Raw genomic sequence first — 18,625 nt, forward strand, 5'->3', positions numbered from 1 at the left:
CATACCATCGGTAGCCGTGCCCGACGCCGTGACAGCTTCACCTCAGACTTCGAGTTCGCCGCCTCCTGCTGGTCAGGATGCCCGCGAGCGTTTCCATCGCACGCGATGGGTCGCGATCATCGCCGGCTTGCTCGGCTTCGTGCTCGCACTGGCAACTCCGCTGCTTCCCGTCGTGCAGACGACGGCTTCGGTCAACTGGCCGCAGAACGGAGTGATCGGCGACGTCGAGGCACCGCTGATGGCGCAGGTTCCCATCGACGTCAACGCATCGATCCCCTGTACCGCGGTCAGCTCGCTGCCGGAGGGCGGCGGCATCTTGCTTTCGACGGCACCTGCACAGGGCGACGGCGCGGCACTGTCGTCGATGTTCGTCCGGGTGTCCGCGACGAGCGTCGACGTGCTCGATCGCAACGTCGTCGTCGCTTCGGCGGCACGCGAGGACGTCGAGTCCAGTCGCTGTGGCGCCATCGCGTTCAGCTCCGACGTCAACCGAACCACGGCAGAGTTCGTCGGACTGACGTATCCCGACGGCAACCCGATTCGTGGCCAGCTCGACGGTGACTTCCGCCCGCAGGTGGTCGGCGTCTTCAGCGACCTGCCCGACGGCGCTGCCCCCGAGGGCCTCGGCTTCTCGATGACGATCGACTCACGTTTCTCGTCGAGCCCCAGCGTCTTGAAGCTGGTCGCGATGATCGTGGCCGTCCTCTCGACCATCGTCGCGCTGGTCGCCCTGGCTCGCCTCGACGGCACCGACGGCCGCAAGCACCGACGCTTCCTGCCCGCACGCTGGTGGAAGTTCTCCGGTATCGACGGAGTGGTGGTCGGCACGCTCGTCGTGTGGCACTTCATCGGCGCGAACACCGCCGACGACGGTTACCTCCTCACCATGGCCCGAGTCTCACCGGACGCGGGATACATGGCCAACTACTTCCGTTGGTTCGGCGTTCCCGAGGCCCCGTTCGGTTGGTATTACGAAGTGCTGGCCGTGATGGCGAAGATCTCGACCGCGAGCCCGTTCATGCGTCTGCCCGCTCTGCTCGCCGGAATCCTCTGCTGGATGGTCATCAGCCGCGAGGTCGTCCCGCGTCTCGGCCGGGCGGTTCGCCGGAGCAACGTCGCCCTCTGGACCGGCGGTCTGGTGTTCCTGTCCTTCTGGCTGGCGTACAACAACGGTCTTCGTCCCGAGCCCATCGTGGCTCTCGGCGCACTGCTCACCTGGTGCTCCATCGAGCGCGCCATCGCCACCGGACGTCTGCTGCCCGCGGCCACGGCAATCTTGATCGGCGCCTTCACTCTTGCCGCCGCACCCACCGGATTGATGTGTATCGCAGCCCTTCTCGCCGGTGTGCGCCCGTTGGTACGCATCGTCGTCAAACGTCACCGACTGGTCGGCACACTGCCGCTTCTCGCTCCGATCGCCGCTGCCGGAACCATCGTGCTGGTGGTCATCTTCGCCGACCAGACCTTTGCCGGTGTCATGGAAGCCACGCGCGTCCGAACGATCATCGGCCCCAATCTCGAGTGGTACCAGGACTTCCTGCGCTACTACTACCTCTTCGTCCAGACAGTCGACGGCTCGGTTGCCCGACGCTTCGCGTTCTTGACGATGATCCTGTGCCTCTTCACGACGCTCTTCGTGTTGTTGCGCCGCGGCCGCGTCCCCGGCGCGGCAACCGGTCCGTCGTGGCGCCTGGTCGGCGTCGTCTTCGGCACGATGTTCCTGATGATGTTCAACCCCACCAAGTGGACTCACCACTTCGGTGCGTACGCGGGCATCGCCGGTTCTCTCGCCGCGCTGACCGCCGTGGCCGTGTCCGCGTCCGCCCTGCGCTCGCGTCGTAACCGATCGGTGTTCGTGGCCGGACTGCTCCTGATGCTCGCGTTGACGTTCGCCGGCATCAACGGCTATTGGTACGTCTCGAGTTACGGCGTGCCGTGGTTCGACAAGACCATCTCCTACGACGGCCGTGAATCCAACACCCTGTTCCTCGCGCTCTTTGCTCTCGCCTTGGCGTTTGCCGCCTGGCAGTACCTGCGTGAGGGATTCGCAGCCCCGCCCGAGAAGCCGAACACGGCCAAGGGCAGACGAATTCGCAAATTCGCGGCCGCTCCCCTCACCGTGATTGCCGGTCTGATGGTCCTGTTCGAGGTGCTCTCGCTACTCAAGGGCGCAGTGTCGCAGTACCCGGCGTACTCGCTGGGCCGAAGCAACATCGAGGCACTCGCGGGCAAGACCTGCGGCATGGCCGAGGACGTTCTGGTCGAGACCGACGTCAATTCCGGGAATCTGCGGCCTCTGACCGCTCCCGGATTCAACGCCGAGGATCCGTTGTCCGGAGTTGATTCGAAGGGCTTCTCCCCCAATGGGGTTCCCAGCGATCTGACTGCGGATTACATCGAAGTCAAGCAGGGCATGGGCAATACCGACAGCCAGAGTGTCGGTCCCACCTTCGCCACCGGTTCCGGTGCCGGAACCAGCGGCGGCACCGGCAACGTCGGCGTCAACGGCAGCACGGCCAAGCTCCCCTTCGGCCTCGATCCGTCGAAAACGCCGGTCATGGGCAGCTACCAGCCCGGCGTGCAGGAACCTGCTTCCCTCATCTCGAGTTGGTACGGATTGCCCACTCGCAGTGAAGAATCACCGCTGGTGGTCATGTCCGTCGCCGGGCGTGTGTGGTCCGTCGACAACACCGGTGCGATCACGTACGGCCAGTCACTTCTGGTCGAGTACGGCAAGACTCAGCCCGACGGAACCGTGCAGGTTCAGGGTTCGTACATGCCGCGAGACATCGGACCCGCGCCGTCGTGGCGCAACGTCCGTATCCCGATCGACGAACTCGCGCCGGACGCGGACGCCGTTCGGGTGGTCGCGTTCGATCCCAACCTCACGGGCGATCAGTGGATGGCATTCACGCCGCCGCGCGTGCCCAAGCTCGAGTCCCTGAACTCGTACATCGGCAACGAGCAGCCGGTCCTCCTGGACTGGGCTGTCGGCCTTCAGTTCCCGTGCCAACGTCCGTTCACACATCAGAACGGTGTGGCCGAGATGCCGAACTTCCGCATCCTCCCGGACCGTCCTCTTGCGGTCAGTTCCACCGACACCTGGCAGTCCGCGGACAACGGTGGCCCGCTCGGATTCACCGAGGTTCTTGCCGGTGCGACGACGGTTCCTACGTACCTGAGGGACGACTGGGCGCGGGACTGGGGATCACTCGAGCGGTACGACCGGTACTTCCCCAATGCGGTTCCGGCAGAGGTGGAGACGGGCACCGCAACCCGCTCGGGCATGTGGATGCCCGGCGAGATGCGAGTGCACTAGCCTGCGCTACCTACTCGGGTGACTGCTCGGGTGCGACGTACGGAGACGGCCGAGACCGCTCCGACAACGACGACGCACCCGAGTAGTTGCCCAACGCCTGGCCGTTCGCCGAGCAGCACAACTGCCAGCAGCACGGCGAGAACCGGTTGCATGAGCAGGAGCGTCGCGCCCACCTCGGCGGGAAGCCGAGGGAGCGAGTTCCCCATCAGCATCCAGCCGAACACCTGGCCGACCAGTGCCAGTGCCGCGAGCCAGCCGAACGCTTCCCAGCCCGGGACGAAATCGATCCGGCCCCACAGTGATCCGATGACGGACCCGGCGATGCCCGCGGACGTCGTCGAGATCAACACCTGGCTCGCTGCCCGATCCGCCTCGCCCGTCCGGCCGACCACGAAGATGTAGCCGCCGTAGGCGATTCCGGAGACGAGCGAGAGCGCCGTTCCCCACATCAAGTCGTCGCCGGTTCCCCCGCCCCCGAACACGCCGCCCGCCAAGGCGATTCCCGTGAACATGAACGGCAGGGCGAAGACGAACCGCATCGGCACCCGATGGCCGAACACCAACCAGGACAGTGCGGGCACCACGACCACCTGCACGTTCACGACGACGCTCGCCATCCCCGCGCCGATCATCAGAATCGACTGCGACCACAACGCGAAATCCAGTCCGAGCAGCAGACCGCCGAGCACCTGCAGAACGACTGCCCGCCGGCTCGGCTTGCCCACCCGGCGGTACTCCCGCCATGCCAACCACAACAGCGGCGGCAAGGCCAGGAAGCAACGGAAGAAGACGGCGGTCGAGGGCCCCACATCGGCCAGCTTGATGAGGAGCGAACTGATCGAGATCGCAGCTGCGCCTCCGACGACCAGCAGTCGAGGGTCGATGCGCCCCCGAGGAGTTCGGGTGGGTGTCGATGTCTGCGCGGTCGCGGAGGTCAGTGTGGTCACTCGACAATGTTCCTGCCGCTAACTATTCAGCACAAGCAAATGTTCAGACCGTATATTCGGTAGCATTACTACTGTGTTGAATCTCGAAAGACTTCGCGCCCTGCACGCCGTCGCCGAGAACGGATCAGTAGCGGCTGCCGCCCGCACCTTGCATGTCACACCCTCCGGAATTTCGCAGCAGTTGAACAAGCTCGAGCGAGAGGTCGGTGTTCCGCTCCTCGAACCGCAGGGCCGCGGTGTGCGACTCACCGAAGCGGGCCGAATCCTCGCGCGCCGAACCGCAGAGGTTCTCTCGACGCTCGCCCAGGCCGAGGCGGAAATCGCGTCGCTGCAGAGCGAGGTGACGGGCCGCGTACGTATCGGCGCCCTGGTCTCCCCCAGCAGGACAGTGCTGCCGCGAGCCATCGCCGAAATCAGGCACGCGCACCCCCAGCTCGAAATCACCTTCAACGAAGGCGAATCCGAAGAACTGCTCCCCGCACTGATTCGCCGCGACCTCGACGTCGTGGTGGTCGACAGTTGGAGCACTCTGCCCGTCGAACTTCCCGACGGACTCTCCTTCACGCCCGTGTACGACGACGTGGCGCTGCTCGCTCTCCCGACGTCACATCCGCTGGCGGAGAACAAGGTCGTCGCGCTCAGCGAGCTGTCCGAGCATGCCTGGGCGACGTGGACACGGGGAACGGACTTTCACACCTTCACCGTCCGGACCCTGCGCGCGCAGGGGTTCGACCCACGAATCGAGTACGAGGTCGCCGAGTTTCCCACCCAGGTCGAATTCGTCGCTCAGGGCCTCGCCGTCGCATTGATTCCACGTCTGGCGAGAGTTGTACCGCCGGAAGGTGTTCGAATGCTCGACACGGTTCCGCCGCTCGGCCGAGACATCTACCTCGCCTGGCGGACAGACAGCGAAAGGCCGGCCGTCCTGGCGGCGATAGAAGCGCTACGCCGCCAGTTCGACGCCCTCGGTGACAAAAAGAACTAGAGCGGCATCAAGTTGTGCTTGCGCGGGTTCTTGAAGATCGTCTTGTCCGCGAGCAACTTCAGAGCCTTACGGATCTCGAGACGCGTCTGCGAAGGCTCGATCACCGCGTCGATGTATCCGCGCTCCGCCGCGATGTACGGCGTCGCGACGAACTCGTTGTAGAAGTTGATCAGCTGAGCACGCACCGCGGGTGCATTCTCGCCGGCCTCGGCAAGCTGACGCCGCCCCATGATGTTGACGGCACCCTCGGCGCCCATCACGGCGATACGAGCGGTCGGCCACGCGAGGTTGATGTCGGCACCGAGCTGCTTGCAGCCCATGACGGCATAACCGCCGCCGTACGCCTTACGAACCACCACAGTCACCTTCGGCACAGTGGCTTCGATGTACGAGAACAGGAAACGCCCGCCGCGCTTGATGACGCCGACCTTTTCCTGATCGACGCCGGGAAGGAAGCCCGGTGTGTCGACGACGAAGACGAGCGGGATGTTGAAAGCGTCGCACAGACGCACGAAGTGGGCGGCCTTGTCGGAGCTGTCCGCGTCGAGGGCGCCGCTGAGGTACGTGGGCTGGTTGGCCACGACACCGACGGGCAGGCCGTCGACGCGGGAGAATCCGGTGATCACGTTGTGCGCGACCTGGGCTCCGATTTCGTGGAAAGTGCCGTCGTCGAAGATCCGCAGAATGATGTCGTGCATGTCGTAGCCGGCATTGTCGGCATCCGGCATGAACGCATTGAGTTCGAGATCCGACTCGGTGATCTCGGGTTCGAGGCCCGGGTTGATCAGCGGCGCCTTCTCCTGGCACGACGACGGCATGAAGCTCAGGTACTCACGCACCCAGTCGAAGGCAGCCTTCTCGTCGGGAGCGACGTGATGGATGTTTCCGTACTCCGCCTGCTTGCGGGCTCCACCCAAGTCCTCGAGGCTGACCTCTTCGCCGGTGACCGACTTGATGACGTCGGGTCCGGTGACGAACATGTACGACTCTTCGGTCGCGACCACGACGTCCGTGTTGATCGGGGCGTACACGGCACCGCCGGCGCATTTACCGAGGATGACCGAGATCTGCGGGCACAGGCCGGACAACGGCTCCTGACGTGAACCCATGTTGGCGTACCAGGCCAACGAGGAAACGGCGTCCTGGATGCGAGCTCCACCGGAATCGTTGATACCGACGACCGGGCAGCCCACCTTCAGCGCAAAATCGTTGACAGCTGCGACCTTACGGCCGAACATCTCTCCGGCGGCACCGCCGAACACCGTCTGATCGTGCGCGAACACGGCTACCGGACGCCCGTCGACGGTTCCGTGACCGGTCATGACGCCGTCGCTGTACGGGTTGCCCTCGCCCGCCATCTTCACCAGGGCACCGATTTCGATGAAGCTACCGGGGTCGAGCAACATGTCGATGCGCTGGCGCGGCGTGCTGTGCCCTGCTGCATCGCGCTTGGCAATGGCCCGAGCCGAGCCGGGTTCCTTTGCCTTCTCCAACTTTTCGCGGAGTTCAGCGAGCTTCTCCGCGGTGGTTGTCGTCACTTCTGAACTCCGGTTTCCGCTGCTTTGGTCTGAGCTGTCTCGATCTGGGCCAGCTTGGTGGTGAGGTCTGCCGCAACCTTCGCGATGTACGGCTCGTCGACGATCTGCAGGTGGTCCCCGCCGATGTAGACGACCTCGAGGTTCTTCACGTAGTCACCCCAGCCACCATCCGCCTTGCGGGTCTTGAATGCAGGCTCGAGCGTCATCAGCTCGTCGTGGTACTTGTCAGCCATGTAGAGCACGACGTCGCCGTCGTAACTGCTGAACTCGGCCGTCTGGATGGCGCGATTGTCCAACCACGACGTCCGCTGATGCTCGATGATGCCGCCGGGAATCTTGGCGCCGCTCATCTTGATCATGTCCATCAAGATCTGGATCTGATCCTCGTCGGCTTCGGTGGAAGCCAGAACGTCAAGCGGCAGCGGCACATCCAGGTTGTAGGTGCGCTTGGCGAACTTGCCGTAGCGCTCCCAACGCTTGCGTCGTTCCGCCTCGGTGTCCGGCACGACCTCGCCGGCCATGACGGTGTCGAGCAGCCCGACCACACGCACGTCGGCGCCCTGCTCGCGCAGCAACTTCGCGACCGCATACGACATCACGCCACCGAACGACCAGCCACACAGCACGTACGGCCCGTCGCCCTGGATCTCACGCAGCAGCGGAACGTAAGCAGCAGCGCGGGTTTCGATCGAGCCCTCGACCCGCTCGAATCCGTACATCGGCGTGCCGGCGGGCAGGCGCTTGAGCAGAGGCTCGTACGTCACCGTCGAACCACCGGCAGCATGGAAGACGAATACCGGTACGGCAGTGGAACCTTCGGGACGGGCACGCAGAGTACGTACGAGTCCGTCGATCTTGCCGTCGTCCTCGAGGTACTGGCGAACGACGTCCGCAAGCTCTTCGATGGTGGTGGAGTCGAGAACGTCGTCGAGAGTGATCTCGCCGCCGGCACGCTCGGAAAGCCGAGCAGCAAGCTTCTCGGCGACCTCGTCACCGACGATCGGCAGATCGTTGAAGATGCCCTTGGCCGACTTCCCGGTGACAACCGCCCACGTCGCAAACGTCAAGCGCTCGGCCGCATCTCGCGGCGGAACGTCCGAGCCTGCGTCGTCGGCAGTTCCGGCACGCGAAGGATCAGCGGGCGCGGCAGCCGCCGCAACGGGAGCAGTCGCCGGCAGTTCCACTGCCACCTCGGCGGGAGCAGCGTCCTCGTCAGCAGCGTCGGCCGCCAACTTCTCCGCGGCCTGCTTGTCGGCCATCGCCTGAACCTCTTCGCGATTGTCGATCGCGTAGCGCAGGTACTTGTTGACCTCGTTGAGGCTCGCGTCCTTGACTGCCTGGAGCTGGAGCTGCGGAATGTCGAACTCGTACTCGACGCGGTTCTTGATACGCATCGCCATGAGCGAGTCGAGACCCAGTTCGATGAGCGGAACCTCGGCCGGCAGATCCTCCGGCGAGTACCCCATCGACTCGGCTACCACGATCTTGAGGCGGTCGTCGAGGCTCTGCGAACCGTTCGGATCCCACTTGTCTCCGGCGTCTTCGACGACCTCGGCCAGGGATTCCATCGGCGCACTGGTCTTGACCGGCGCGCTGACGACCAGCTCGGGCAGCGGCTCACCCGACGTGACGACGGCGTCGAAGAGCAGACGGAACGTAGCACCCTCACGGGCGTGCACCTGCACCGACGCTCCACCCGGATGCGGGTTGAGTGTCGTGGTCAGGGTCGCAGCGCCGGCCAGCTCACCACGGGGAACGGCAGCGGTGAGAGCGACATCCGAGAGCACCTGTCCGGCAGCAGCGCTCACGAGCACAGCCAGATCGGTGACGGCGGATGCGTCGACCTCCCACACGTGGCGGCCGTCGGGCAGAGCGACGTGCGAACCGGGTACGCGAGCCGAACCGCCGGCACTGACGCGAATGTCGAGCCAATACGGCTTACGCAGGAATGCGGTACGCGGAACCGAAGCGAAATCGCCTGCGGGAAGCAGAGACTCGAGGTTCACGGCATGGCCGTGCACGTACAGCTGCGCGAGAGCGGCAAGAACACCCGCGGACTCGTCTTCCTTACGCTTGAGCGTCTGGATGAGCTCCATGTCGTGCAGGCCCGAATCGAAAGCGGTAGCCGCCACCGACATCAGCGTCACCGGGTTGGGTGCAAGCTCGACAAAAGTGGTGTGGCCGTGGGCAACTGCACCGCGTACCGCATTGGTGAAGTACACGCTGTGGCGAAGACCCTTGACCCAGTACGCCTCTTGATGGATCGGCTCGTGACCGGGACGGTAGAAAGTGTCCTTGTCGACGGACGAGTAGACGCCGAGCTTCAACGTTGTCGGCTCGATACCGGCCAACTCCGCGGCAAGCTCGCCGAGCAACGGATCGACCTGTGAGGTGTGGCTGGCACCCTTGGTCTGCAGGACACGCGCCATCTTGCCGTCGGCCTCGGCGGCCGCGACGATCGCCTCGATGTCCGGCTGTGGTCCACCGATCACCGTGTGCGTCGGAGCTGCGTAAACACAGACCTCGAGCTTGGGGTACGTGGGCAGTAGCGCCTCGATCTCGGATGCGCTGTACTCGAGCAAAGCCATCAGACGGATGTCGTCACCGACGAGTGCGCCCTCGGCCTCACCCATCAGCCGTGAACGTGAACAGATCACGCGCACAGCGTCTTCCAGGTTCAGACCACCGGACACGTATGCGGCAGCGGCCTCACCCATCGAGTGCGGAACCACGGCTTCGGCCTCGGCGCCGTGGTGACGCAGCAACGCGGCCAGACCGACCTGGATGGTGAAGATTCCCACCTGGGCGGTCTCGACGTTGTACTCGATCGAATCGTCGAGGAACATCTCGACCATCGAGTAACCGGCCTCGTCCTGGATCAGCGCGTCGACCTCGTCGACGGCCGCCTTGAAGGCCGAGTTCTCCGTGTAGAGCTGCTTGGCCATCTTGCGGTGCTGCGAGCCGAAGCCCGAGAACACCCACACCGCGCCCTTGGGCGACGGCGAGTCGGCGGAGAAGACTCCTTGAGCAGGCTTGCCCGCGGCGACGGCACGCAGCGAGCTGATGGCCTCGGAGCGCGTCTTCGCCAGAACAGCGGCGCGCGAGCGTCCGTGGTTGCGACGCGCGAGTGTGCGGGCGACGTCGGCGAGGGGCGTCTTGCTTCCCTCTTCGGTTTCGAGCCAGTCGGCCAGATCAGCGGCTGCGCGGCGACGACGCGACGGCAGCGCACCGGAAACGGCCAGCACAACGGTGCTCTCGTTCTCTGCTGCCGGTTCGTCGACCACCGGGGCATCCACAACCGGTTCATCGACTACCGTCTCGGCAGGCACGTATTCCTTGACCACGACGTGCGCGTTGGTTCCGCCGAAACCGAAACCGGAAACACCGGCGACAGCCTTGCCGGTGTAGCGCGGCCAGTCGGTGGCCTCGGGCGTCACCTGCAGGTGCGACTTCTCGAAGTCGATGTGCGGGTTCGGGCCCAGGTAGTTGATCGTCGCGGGAATCTTGTTTTCCTGCATCGCCAGAACGACCTTGATCAGGCCGGCGGCGCCCGCAGCTGCTTCCAGGTGCCCGAAGTTGGTCTTCGCGCTACCGAGCAGTGCCGGCTTGTCGTCGTCACGACCACGACCGACGACACGACTGAGCGCGTCGGCCTCGATGGGATCACCGAGATCGGTACCCGTTCCGTGCGCCTCGATGTAGTCGACGGTGGTCGGCAAGATTCCGGCGTCGCGGTACGCGAAACGCAACACGTCGGCCTGGGCATCGGGATTGGGTGCGAGCAGACCGTTGGAACGGCCGTCCTGGTTGACCGCGGATCCGGCGATCACCGCGAGGATGGAATCTCCGTCACGCTCGGCGTCTTCGAGGCGCTTGAGCACGACGAGTCCGCCGCCCTCACTGCGAACGATTCCCTGAGCCTGAGCGGAGAAGGCACGCAGTTTTCCGTCGGGAGCGAGCATCCCGGTCTGATCGAAACCGAGGGTTCCGGGAGGGGCCAGCAGCATGTTGACGCCACCGGCCAGCGCGATGTTGGAGTCACCGCTGCGCAGCGAGCGCACAGCCTCGTGAACGGCAACCAGCGAAGACGAACACGCGGTGTCCAGAGCGATGGACGGTCCACGGAAGTCGAAGAAGTACGAGACCCGGTTCGCGACGATGGCAGTCGACGTTCCGGTCAACGCGTACGGATGCGCCGTCGTCGGATCACTGACCGCGAGCAGCTGGTAGTCGTTGGCGGAACTGCCGATGAAAACACCGACCTGCTTGCCCTTGAGCCCACTGGCCGGAATGCGAGCGTGCTCGAGTGCTTCCCACGCGAGTTCGAGTGCGAGGCGCTGCTGCGGATCGACGTTGACGACCTCGAGCGGAGACATCGCGAAGAACTCGGCGTCGAAACCCTTGACGTCGTCGAGGTACCCGCCCTTGGTGTTCGCGTTCTCGACCGCGGCCTTGATGGCGGGATCCGACATGAACTCGGCCCAGCGGTCCTCGGGGAGGTCGCTGATGCCGTCGCGTCCGTCCGCCAGCATTTCCCACATGTCCGAAGGCGTGTGCCCGGCACCGGGGAATCGTGTGGAAAGTCCGACGATGGCGATGTCGTGAGCGTCCGTCGCGCCGCCTGAGACGTAGTACGAGGCGTCGACGGTCTCCTCCGGCGCCTCGGGCTCACCTTCGATGATCCGAGTAGCCAGCGAAGCGATGGTGGGGTGTTGATAGGCAACCGTGGCGGTCAGCGTGACGCCGAGCAGATCCTCGATGTCTCCGCTCAGAGCGACTGCGTCCCGCGAGGCGAGCCCGAACTCTTCCATCGGGCGATCGTCCGTGATCGAACCCGCCGGCTGACCGGTCGCGTTGGCGATCCAATTGCGAAGCCACTCACGCAGCTGCGCGACACTCATCTCGCTCACAACGTCTTTGCTCTGCGCACCATCTTGTTCAACCATCAACTCACCAAGCCACCGATCATGAAGGGACTGCTCCTCAAACGCTATCGGGGAATGCGGTCTGCTGATAGCCGCCTCGCAACGTTCCCTCGATATAGCTCGCCTTACACGCGCGGCGAGCGATCTTGCCGCTGGACGTACGCGGAATCGAACCCGCGGGGACGAGCAGGATGTCTCGGGCCGTAACACCGTGACGGGAAGAAATCGCCGCACGCACGGTGTCCGCGATCGGCTGCGGATCGGCCTTGCCTGCGCCGGGAGCACGCTCGGCCACGATGACCAACTGCTCCGAGGAATCGTCGTCGTCGAACTTCAGACCCGAGTGCGTGTTGGAGAACACGACGGACGGCAGCTGGTTGGCCGGTACGGCAAACGCAGCGATGAAGCCGGGGCGCAGAGCCGGGCTGGCTTCCTGAGCCGAAGCCTCGAGGTCCTGCGGGTAATGATTGCGACCGTCGACGATCACGAGGTCCTTGACGCGCCCGGTGATGTACAGCTCGCCGTCGACGTAGACGCCGAAGTCGCCGGTACGCATCCAGTTGGCATCCGCCGGCGTGCCCTCGGTGTGGCTGTCTTCGCTCAACCGATTGTCCAGCTTGTTGTGGAAGGTCTCCGCCGTCTCGTCGGGGCGACCCCAGTAGCCGATACCGATGTTCTCGCCGTGCAACCAGATCTCGCCGACGTGATTGTCGGGGACCTCGGTCAGCGTCTCGGGATCGACGATCGCCGCCCACTGACTGCGCGAGACGTACCCACAGGAGACCTGCGCGATTGCGTTCTCGGAGTACTGGTCGACGATGACCATGCGTCCCTTGTTGAGTTCCGTGCGGTCGACGTAGATGACCTTGGCCTCGTCGGAATGCTTGGTCGAGGAGACGAAGAGCGTCGCCTCGGCCATGCCGTACGACGGCTTGATCGCAGTCTTGGGCAGACCGTACTGAGCAAAAGCGTCGTTGAACTTGCGCATCGACGACGTCGTGACCGGCTCACTGCCGTTGATCAGTCCGATGACGTTGCTCAGGTCCAGGGTCTCGCCGTCCTTCGGCAGGCCACGCGCGGCAGCGTGCTCGAAAGCGAAGTTGGGAGCGGCCGCAAAGGTGCCGGCGCCGTCGGAAACCGCAGCAAGTTCCTTGATCCACCGGTACGGCCGCTGCACGAAAGCGCGCGGGCTCATGATGGTGATGTACTTGCCTCCCAGAGCAGGCAGGATGACCGTCAGCAGGCCCATGTCGTGGAACAGCGGCAGCCACGTGACGCCGCGTGAGTCCTCGTTGAGTTCGATGGAGTCGACCATCTGGAGCGCGTTCGTTCCGACAGCACGATGGGTGATCTCCACGCCGGCGGGAACTCGGGTCGAACCCGAGGTGTACTGCAGGTACGCGATGTCGTCGAGTTCGATGTCGGGGCGAACCCACGTTTCACCGACGGTGTCGGGAATCGCGTCGACGGCGATGATGCGCGGACGCTCGGCAGCGGGAAGCGAGCGGAACAACTGTCGAACACCGGCCGCCGACGATGCGGCAGTCAGAATCGCAGTCGGCTTGCAGTCACCGAGAACAGCGTGAAGACGGTCGGTGTGACCGGGCTCGTCCGGATCGAAGAGCGGCACCGCGATGGAACCGGCCTGAATGGCCGCGAAGAACGAAATGACGTAGTCGAGTCCCTGCGGAGCAAGAATCGCGACACGGTCGCCACGCTTGGTGACCTGCTGCAGACGGGCTGCAACAGCGCGCAGACGCACACCGAACTGCTCCCAGGTCAGCTCCAGGGCTTCACCGTCACGCTCGCGTGAGTAGTCGATGTACCGATACGCGAGCTCGTCCGCGTTGACACGCGAGTGTTGCTCGACGTAGTCGACCAGCGTGAAGCCTGGTTGCAGGCGGATCTGGCCCTTCTCGTCGAGAAAGCCATCGAACAGCGCGTTCATTCCATCTCCTCCGAAGCGATCACACAAGCACTGTCTTTCATGCCTGCGCCCCAGACTTCCTTCGCTCTCTCGGGTCCATCTTCGATCAATCGAATCGCACTTTGTGCGCAACTCACCTGAATCACTTCATCGATCCCAAACCATCGATATGTTACAGATTCGCATCGTCCGTATTCTCCGGCCTACTCGCCCGCCAGTAACGGGATGATCGGGGCGAACGCTTCCATCTGCGTCGGGAAGACCCCGACGTACGACATCGACGTCTTCTCGCGGACCAGTCGGATCTGGTCTGCGATTTCCTCGAAAGTGCCCACAGCCAGGTATGGAGAGTTCAACAGCTCCTCCACGCTCAGCTTACGATCCACTTCGATGTTCGGCGGAAAACCTTGGTCCAGAGCGGCGATTGCCATTTCGGCAGCCTGCTCTCGATCGTCGGTGATCATGATCATGGTGATGGTCCAGTTGAGTTCGATCTCATCGAAACGCTCGCCGGCAGCCTCGCGGATCCGCTCGACACGTTCGATGGTCTTTTCCATCGTGATTCCGGAGAGCAGAAGCCGCCCGTCACGGTTGGTCGGTGTGGCGACCGAGATGATGTCCGCGTACTTCGCCGCGAGAGCAAGCATCTTCGGGCCTCCGCCGCCCACGATGATCGGTGGCCGCGGGCCCTGCCGCGGTCGCGGGCTGCCCTTGAGGCCGCGCACCTGATAGTGCTTGCCTTCGAAAGTGCATTCCTGCCCGCGCAGAAGAACGTCGAGAATCTGCAGAGACTCCTCGAGCTTCTCGATGCGAACGCCCGGACTTTCGTAGGCGATGCCGCCCTTGTCGAACTCTTCCTTCATCCAGCCCGCACCGATACCGAGTTCGAGTCGACCACCGGACAGCACGTCGATAGTCGCCGCGTCCTTCGCGAGCACAGCAGGATGACGGAAGCCGTTGGCCAACACGGCGGCGCCGAGACGAATCTTGTCGGTGGCCACCGCGAGCGCTCCGAGAGCGGCGATCGGGCCGACCTGATTACCCAGGTGATCCGGAATCATGAACGAGTCGTAGCCGAGTTCCTCGGCCTTCTGCGCGAGCTTGACGAAGCGTCGCGCACCACCCTCTTCGGCGTTGCCCTCGCCACCGGCCGCAAACCGAAATTTGCGTAGGGCATCGCTGCCGTGGGTGGAACTCATATATCGATCTCCTGTGATGGACACGTACGTCGTACTCGAACTACAAACTCGGACAAATCGAACCTACTCGCCAGTCACTTACGTGACAGCACTGTAGAGGAAGCCCCCGGACCGTGCAGCACTCTACCGGGACCAAACGAGCAGATTACCCGCGAGCGAACTCCCGAGACGCCCGATTGTGACGAATCAACAGTGCGGCGGTGACTCAACTGTGGGGCGGCGTCGGTGCAGCGTCGATCTTCTCCGCAGCCCACTGTGCCATCCATTGGGTGGCCGTCGTGCCGTTCGGATCGACTTGGAAGGAGTTGTACATCGCGTGCACAGGGTTGTTGTAGTACTCGAGCAGTCGCGGCGCCGAACTCAGCCAGTTGGTCGGGTTGAGAGCGGCTGCCGGCGCGTCGCAGATACCGTCGCTCGGCGCGCAGATCTGATAGGTCCGATCGTTGAGGTCACCGAACCCGCCGGGCCTCGGGCCGGTCATCGTGAGACCGGGCAGCTTCAGCCCGTTCAGCGACAGCTCGGCGCCGACACCGGCAACGCTCGGGCCAACGGTGTTCCCGAACGCCGGATCGCGCCGACCGTCGGCGATCAAGCCGACGCCCAGAACCAGATCGGCAGGCACCGCGCCGGTACCGTCGCCGATACTCGCGGCGACGTCACCCGCGATCACCGCGCCCTGGGAAAATCCAGTCAGGACGTAACTCGTGAGCGGGCACTCGGCGTGCCGCTTCATCAGAAAGTCGTTAGTGGCAGCAGTTCCCGCAGCCCGACTGTTGTTGTAGGACTGCTGTCCGTCCGGCGGGATCGCCACCGGATTCGAAAACTGTGCGACATACGGAACGGTGTAGACGTCGGCCCGTGAAGTATCGAACTTCTCCTGCAGAGGACGGGTCACGTTCAGCATCAACGACGCCGGATTGGCCGTCGGGTTGTACGGGTCGTCGGTAGCGCTCGACTCCCACGTACCCGGTATGGCTACTACCTGGACATCGGGGCAACTGGCCGGCTGAGACACCGGAGGCTCCGGGCTCGGCGGGATCGGAGTCGGCGAAGGCACCCGCCCGGCCAGGATGTACCAACCGCCGATCACGACCGCTGCGACCACAAGAATGATCAGCAGCGGGATCAGGCACCCACGACGCTTTCCAGACCTCGCCATGACCCGCGCCTACTTGCAGTAGGTGGCGTTGGCGACGTCGATGTAGATCTGAGCGTTCGCACCTGCCTGCTCGGGAGTGATCTGCTTGCCTTCCGCCGACGCTTCCTGGCCGACGAAGGCGGTCACGAAGGTCAGGACCTCGTCGTCGGTCTGAGGACCGGCAGCGCAGATGTAATTGGCCGTGTTGACGGCGATGCTTCCGTCACCGGCTGGGGTGATGCCCTTCGCCTTCAGTCCGTCGAGGAACTTCTGTGCCTCGGGACTGACCTCGACGACTGTGGGACCCGGGAAGCCCTCGATGCTCTGCGGCTGCTCCGGCGGCGCGGTGGCCGCGGCTCCCGGACTGGTGGGCGCAGCCGACGCCGTCGTGGTCGCAGAGGCGGACGCAGATGCCGAACCGCTCGAGGACGAAGCCGCCGCGGACGTCGTGGTGACCGGATTGGAGGTTGCAGTGGAGTCGTCACTACCGCACGCGACAAGCGCGCCACCGGTGGCGAGCGCCAGGGCGCCGACCGCGATCGCGCGTGCACAAGTGTTTCGGTTACCCGAGAAAAGCGACATCAATGTCCGTCCTTGCCTTCAGTCGAAAGTCCATCAACAGGTTACGCAACGCACGCGGGCGGACACCGATCCGTGATCGGGCCCGCCCGTCGTGCACCACTGTGAGTTAGTGAACTTCTGTCTTGTCACCGATCACCGTGATGTAGCCGAACTGGAAGTTCTGCTGGACACCACCGGGAATGTCGAACTTGTCACTGATCGGGAATCCGAGTCGCCCACCTTCGTATCCGACGCTCTTCCAACCGTCGAACAGCGGACCGTTCTCGACGGACCATGCACCGGTGCCGGGGCTCCAGTAGATGTTGCCGCCCTCGAACTCGGTGAAGCGTCCGTTGTCCTTGATCGGAACCTCGTTCGACTTCGGGAATCCGAGCCAGCCGTTTTCCCAGCCGAGTTCGCCGTACTTGCCCATGATCATTCCGAGAACCGCGTGAGTTCCGTTGGCGCTGCTGTACATTGCGCCGATCTCGAATCCCTGGACCTTGCCCGGCTTGCCGGGGGTCGCGATCTCGTCGGCAGTCGGGTAGCCGAGCGGGCCACCTTCCCAACCCTGTGCGGACCACTCGGCGAGGATGCCACCGCTGACGGGGTGAGCGCCGGTCTGCGGGGTCCAGTAGATGGAGCCGTTCTGGAAGTGGTTGAAGCGTCCGCGTCCGTCGGGGGTACCGAGTTCGGGGGTACGCGGGAAGCCGAGCGGGCCGGCCGCAGCTCCGGTGTTCATGTACGCGCCGGCGATACGACCGGCGACGGGCTGGGCGCCCGTTCCACTGGTGAAGTAGATGCGACCGTTGCGGAAGTCCTGTGCCAGGCCACCCGCGACGCTGTACTCGGGGGTGATGCAGTCACCGATCCAGCCGTTGGCTGCGGCCGTCGCACCGATCTCACCCGAAGTGCCGCAAGCCGGCTTCTCGACCTCGACGCCGATGGCGTTGGCCAACTGCGGCCACAGCTGATGAAGCTCGAACTGCCAGTACGGCCACGAGTGGGTTCCGGACGGGCGGTAGTTGACCTGCGCGGGGATTCCGAGCTGGTTGAGCTTGGTCGCGAAGGTCTGCGAGGTCAGGCGAGCGAGGATCTCGAGGCCCATGCCTGCGTAGTTGGTGCTCACGCCGGGAATTCCCGACGGCTGGTCGTACGGGCCGGTCGTACCGCTACCACTCGAGACGTACAGGCTGACGCCCTTGAGCTTCTCGGCGAGCGCGTACGGATCGTGTGCAGCCCACTGCGGGTTGGACGGCGGTCCCCACATCGCGGCGGAGTTGTATCCACCGGCGTCGGTCATCGCGAACTGGATTGCCTGAGGCATGCCGAGCGAGGTGGTGGTGAGGATGCCGGAGAGCGAAGCGGCGAACTTGAAGAAGCCGGGGTTGCGCGCCGTGAGGAACATGGCGGACGTGCCGCCCATCGACAGACCGACGACACCGCGTGTCTGCGTGGTCCGCCAGTCCTTTTCGAGGATGGGGGGCAGTTCCTTGGTCAGGAACGTCTCCCACTGGTAGTTCTTGCCGTTGTCGGGCTGGAGCCAGTCGGAGTAGAAGCTGGACTGACCGCCGACCGGGAGGATGACGTTGACGTTCTTGTCCGCGTAGAAGGACTCGGCGTCGGTCTCGTAGGTCCAGGCGTTCTCGTTGTCGGTCGCGCGAAGACCGTCGAGCATCCAGACCGAGGGGAAGCTGGCCGACGGATTGACGTTCCAATCGCGGGCCAAGAGGATCTGCACCTGAATCGGGGTGCCCATCGCGGGAGAGTTCACCCACAGCGCGACGCGACGCTCGCTGAGCCAGTCGACCTTCGTGACCGCTGCTCCGGTGGGGTTCTGGGTGGCGGCCGGTGCGGCCTGAGCAGGTGCCGGCGCGGCTGCCGCGGTTCCGGCCGTCGTCAAGCCCGCGGCGATCGGCAGAACCAGCATCGCTGCCAGTGCGCCGACGACCTTTGTCCGGAAGGTTGCCCGGGACCGGCGACGGTCCTCCGTGGCAAGGCCTACTCGCATGAGCTCACTCTCTTTCCTTACGTTCGGTCCGCGCGTCGATCGTGTGGCCGCCTGAGCAGCCAGACCCCCGTTGAA

The 18,625-nt window shown here is 64.4% G+C and carries 10 protein-coding genes; 2 read left to right on the forward strand and 8 right to left on the reverse strand.

Annotated features, from left to right (window positions below; translation table 11 throughout):
• Positions 1 to 16: 16 nt before the first annotated feature.
• Complete coding sequence (locus tag ABIE52_RS20790) at positions 17 to 3,319, forward strand: arabinosyltransferase domain-containing protein (protein WP_192712867.1); 3,303 nt, start codon at positions 17 to 19, stop codon at positions 3,317 to 3,319.
• Here the strand turns inward: ABIE52_RS20790 and ABIE52_RS20795 are convergent.
• Positions 3,316 to 4,266 carry a DMT family transporter gene (locus tag ABIE52_RS20795; RefSeq protein ID WP_192712866.1) on the reverse strand — a complete coding sequence of 317 codons (951 nt, stop codon included), beginning with the start codon at positions 4,264 to 4,266 and terminating at the stop codon, positions 3,316 to 3,318. The two genes, ABIE52_RS20790 and ABIE52_RS20795, sit on opposite strands and share 4 nt — an antisense overlap.
• Positions 4,267 to 4,339: 73 nt before the next feature.
• Here ABIE52_RS20795 and ABIE52_RS20800 point away from each other — a divergent pair, with 73 nt between their 5' ends.
• On the forward strand, positions 4,340 to 5,251 hold the full coding sequence (locus tag ABIE52_RS20800; RefSeq protein ID WP_065351773.1) for a LysR family transcriptional regulator: 912 nt from the start codon (positions 4,340 to 4,342) through the stop codon (positions 5,249 to 5,251).
• Here ABIE52_RS20800 and ABIE52_RS20805 read toward each other — a convergent pair.
• The 7 genes from ABIE52_RS20805 to ABIE52_RS20835 form a co-directional block, all read right to left on the reverse strand.
• A complete protein-coding gene (locus ABIE52_RS20805) occupies positions 5,248 to 6,789 on the reverse strand; it encodes an acyl-CoA carboxylase subunit beta (protein WP_003943957.1) in 1,542 nt (513 codons plus the stop codon). The two genes, ABIE52_RS20800 and ABIE52_RS20805, sit on opposite strands and share 4 nt — an antisense overlap.
• Entirely contained in the window at positions 6,786 to 11,735 is a 4,950-nt protein-coding gene (pks13, locus tag ABIE52_RS20810) for a polyketide synthase Pks13 (protein ID WP_192712865.1), read from the reverse strand. Before pks13 ends, ABIE52_RS20805 begins: the two co-directional genes overlap by 4 nt.
• A gap of 37 nt (positions 11,736 to 11,772) precedes the next feature.
• Positions 11,773 to 13,662, reverse strand: coding sequence for a long-chain-fatty-acid--AMP ligase FadD32 (gene fadD32, locus ABIE52_RS20815; protein WP_003943899.1), 1,890 nt, complete (start codon positions 13,660 to 13,662; stop codon positions 11,773 to 11,775).
• A gap of 182 nt (positions 13,663 to 13,844) precedes the next feature.
• The gene (locus ABIE52_RS20820) at positions 13,845 to 14,840 is read right to left on the reverse strand and encodes an LLM class F420-dependent oxidoreductase (protein WP_192712864.1); all 996 of its coding nucleotides are present in this window, start codon (positions 14,838 to 14,840) and stop codon (positions 13,845 to 13,847) included.
• Positions 14,841 to 15,045: 205 nt separating this feature from the next.
• Positions 15,046 to 15,999, reverse strand: coding sequence for a cutinase family protein (locus ABIE52_RS20825; RefSeq protein WP_003943848.1), 954 nt, complete (start codon positions 15,997 to 15,999; stop codon positions 15,046 to 15,048).
• 9 nt (positions 16,000 to 16,008) lie between these two features.
• A complete protein-coding gene (locus ABIE52_RS20830; protein WP_003943980.1) occupies positions 16,009 to 16,560 on the reverse strand; it encodes a DUF732 domain-containing protein in 552 nt (183 codons plus the stop codon).
• A gap of 106 nt (positions 16,561 to 16,666) precedes the next feature.
• Positions 16,667 to 18,550: an alpha/beta hydrolase-fold protein gene (locus tag ABIE52_RS20835; protein WP_065455067.1), complete on the reverse strand. Its 1,884-nt coding sequence runs from the start codon at positions 18,548 to 18,550 to the stop codon at positions 16,667 to 16,669.
• Positions 18,551 to 18,625 lie beyond the last annotated feature (75 nt).

It is taken from the genome of Rhodococcus sp. OAS809 (genome assembly GCF_040546695.1).
GTDB classification, from domain to species: domain Bacteria; phylum Actinomycetota; class Actinomycetes; order Mycobacteriales; family Mycobacteriaceae; genus Rhodococcus_F; species Rhodococcus_F qingshengii.